General features: G+C 51.4%; 5 tRNA genes and 1 rRNA gene. All 6 read right to left on the bottom strand.

The features are described from left to right. Window positions 1-11 precede the first annotated feature (11 nt). Window positions 12-86 (bottom strand) — tRNA-Gly (locus tag OR571_RS00850). A gap of 17 nt (window positions 87-103) precedes the next feature. Continuing rightward, a tRNA-Leu gene (locus OR571_RS00845) sits at window positions 104-188 on the bottom strand. A gap of 18 nt (window positions 189-206) precedes the next feature. Further along, window positions 207-282, bottom strand: a tRNA-Lys gene (locus OR571_RS00840). A 6-nt stretch (window positions 283-288) separates the two neighbouring features. After that, window positions 289-364: transfer RNA gene (locus OR571_RS00835), tRNA-Thr, on the bottom strand. Window positions 365-376: 12 nt separating this feature from the next. Then, window positions 377-452, bottom strand: a tRNA-Val gene (locus tag OR571_RS00830). 68 nt (window positions 453-520) lie between these two features. After that, window positions 521-3,449 (bottom strand): 23S ribosomal RNA (locus OR571_RS00825). Between the last annotated feature and the right edge of the window lie 36 nt (window positions 3,450-3,485).

Here is a 3,485-nt window from a genome sequence, read left to right as displayed (position 1 = left end):
TGATGAATCTTTGGAGCGGAAGACGAGGTTCGAACTCGCGACCCCCACCTTGGCAAGGTGGTGTTCTACCACTGAACTACTTCCGCTCGGTTATAAAATTAAATGGTGCGGGTGAAGGGAGTCGAACCCCCACGCCTTGCGGCGCTAGATCCTAAGTCTAGTGCGTCTGCCAGTTCCGCCACACCCGCATGGATATTTTTAAAAAATGGTGAGCCATGTAGGATTCGAACCTACGACCCTCTGATTAAAAGTCAGATGCTCTACCAACTGAGCTAATGGCTCGTACAATGGTGCCGGAGAAAGGACTTGAACCCTCAACCTACTGATTACAAGTCAGTTGCTCTACCAGTTGAGCTACTCCGGCGAAGAATATATATGGTGGAGGATGACGGGCTCGAACCGCCGACCCTCTGCTTGTAAGGCAGATGCTCTCCCAGCTGAGCTAATCCTCCTGGGTATTAAATCAAGTTGTACTATGTACTCAAAACTGGATAAACGACATCTCTACAATAATATACATTTGGTTAAGTCCTCGATCGATTAGTATTCGTCAGCTGCACGTGTCGCCACGCTTCCACCCCGAACCTATCTACCTCATCGTCTTTGAGGGATCTTACTTACTTGCGTAATGGGAAATCTCATCTTGAGGGGGGCTTCGTGCTTAGATGCTTTCAGCACTTATCCCGTCCACACATAGCTACCCAGCGATGCTCTTGGCAGAACAACTGGTACACCAGCGGTGTGTCCATCCCGGTCCTCTCGTACTAAGGACAGCTCCTCTCAAATTTCCTACGCCCACGACGGATAGGGACCGAACTGTCTCACGACGTTCTGAACCCAGCTCGCGTACCGCTTTAATGGGCGAACAGCCCAACCCTTGGGACCGACTACAGCCCCAGGATGCGATGAGCCGACATCGAGGTGCCAAACCTCCCCGTCGATGTGGACTCTTGGGGGAGATAAGCCTGTTATCCCCGGGGTAGCTTTTATCCGTTGAGCGATGGCCCTTCCATGCGGAACCACCGGATCACTAAGCCCGTCTTTCGACCCTGCTCGACTTGTAGGTCTCGCAGTCAAGCTCCCTTCTGCCTTTACACTCTTCGAATGATTTCCAACCATTCTGAGGGAACCTTTGGGCGCCTCCGTTACACTTTAGGAGGCGACCGCCCCAGTCAAACTACCCGCCTGACACTGTCTCCTACCCGGGTTACGGGTATGGGTTAGAATTTCAATACAACCAGGGCAGTATCCCACCGACGCCTCCTCCGAAGCTGGCGCTCCGGGCTCTAAGGCTCCTGCCTATCCTGTACAAGTTGCACCAAAATTCAATATCAAGCTATAGTAAAGCTCCACGGGGTCTTTCCGTCCTGTCGCGGGTAACCTGCATCTTCACAGGTACTATAATTTCACCGAGTCTCTCGTTGAGACAGTGCCCAGATCGTTACGCCTTTCGTGCGGGTCGGAACTTACCCGACAAGGAATTTCGCTACCTTAGGACCGTTATAGTTACGGCCGCCGTTTACTGGGGCTTCAATTCGCACCTTCGCTTGCGCTAAGCACTCCTCTTAACCTTCCAGCACCGGGCAGGCGTCAGCCCCTATACTTCACCTTACGGTTTTGCAGAGACCTGTGTTTTTGCTAAACAGTCGCCTGGGCCTATTCACTGCGGCTCTTCGAGGCTATGCACCTCAAAGAGCACCCCTTCTCCCGAAGTTACGGGGTCATTTTGCCGAGTTCCTTAACGAGAGTTCTCTCGCTCACCTTAGGATTCTCTCCTCGACTACCTGTGTCGGTTTGCGGTACGGGCACCTATCACCTCGCTAGAGGCTTTTCTTGGCAGTGTGAAATCAGGAACTTCGCTCATACGAGCTCGCCATCACAGCTCAACGTTATAGAATGCGGATTTTCCTACATTCACGCCTCACTGCTTGGACGTGCATAACCAACAGCACGCTTACCCTATCCTCCTGCGTCCCCCCATTACTCAAACGGTGGTTTGGTGGTACAGGAATATCAACCTGTTGTCCATCGCCTACGCCTATCGGCCTCGGCTTAGGTCCCGACTAACCCTGAGCGGACGAGCCTTCCTCAGGAAACCTTAGTCATACGGTGGACGGGATTCTCACCCGTCTTTCGCTACTCATACCGGCATTCTCACTTCTAAGCGCTCCACCAGTCCTTCCGGTCTGACTTCAACGCCCTTAGAACGCTCTCCTACCACTGATACCAACGGTATCAATCCACAGCTTCGGTGATTTGTTTAGCCCCGATACATTTTCGGCGCAGCGTCACTCGACCAGTGAGCTATTACGCACTCTTTAAATGATGGCTGCTTCTAAGCCAACATCCTGGTTGTCTAAGCAACGCCACATCCTTTTCCACTTAACAAATACTTGGGGACCTTAGCTGGTGGTCTGGGCTGTTTCCCTCTTGACTACGGATCTTATCACTCGCAGTCTGACTCCCAAACATAAATCATTGGCATTCGGAGTTTGTCTGAATTCGGTAACCCGGGATGGGCCCCTAGTCCAAACAGTGCTCTACCTCCAAGATTCTAACGTTTGAGGCTAGCCCTAAAGCTATTTCGGAGAGAACCAGCTATCTCCAGGTTCGATTGGAATTTCTCCGCTACCCACACCTCATCCCCGCACTTTTCAACGTACGTGGGTTCGGACCTCCAGTAAGTGTTACCTTACCTTCATCCTGGACATGGGTAGATCACCTGGTTTCGGGTCTACGACCACATACTCATTCGCCCTATTCAGACTCGCTTTCGCTGCGGCTCCGCTTTCTCAGCTTAACCTTGCATGTAATCGTAACTCGCCGGTTCATTCTACAAAAGGCACGCCATCACCCATTAACGGGCTCTGACTACTTGTAGGCACACGGTTTCAGGGTCTATTTCACTCCCCTTCCGGGGTGCTTTTCACCTTTCCCTCACGGTACTGGTTCACTATCGGTCACTAGGGAGTATTTAGCCTTGGGAGATGGTCCTCCCGGATTCCGACGGAATTTCACGTGTTCCGCCGTACTCAGGATACACTCAAGAGAGAATGAACTTTGGACTACGGGGCTTTTACCCTATCCTGCGGACCTTTCCAGATCGCTTCGTCTAGCTCATTCCTTTGTAACTCTATGTAGAGTGTCCTACAACCCCAAGAGGCAAGCCTCTTGGTTTGGGCTTTTCCCGTTTCGCTCGCCGCTACTCAGGGAATCGATTTTTCTTTCTCTTCCTCCAGGTACTTAGATGTTTCAGTTCCCTGGGTATGCCACAGATGCGCTATGTATTCACGCAAATGTACTGCTCCATTACGAACAGTGGGTTCCCCCATTCGGAAATCTCCGGATCAAAGCTCACTTACAGCTCCCCGAAGCATATCGGTGTTAGTGCCGTCCTTCTTCGGCTCCTAGTGCCAAGGCATTCACCGTGCGCCCTTATTAACTTAACCTAAAAGTTAAAAAGTGTTACACATCATGATCACGAA

The organism is Psychrobacillus sp. NEAU-3TGS (assembly GCF_029955155.1).
GTDB lineage: Bacteria > Bacillota > Bacilli > Bacillales_A > Planococcaceae > Psychrobacillus.
This window is presented reverse-complemented; position numbering and strand designations above follow the sequence as displayed.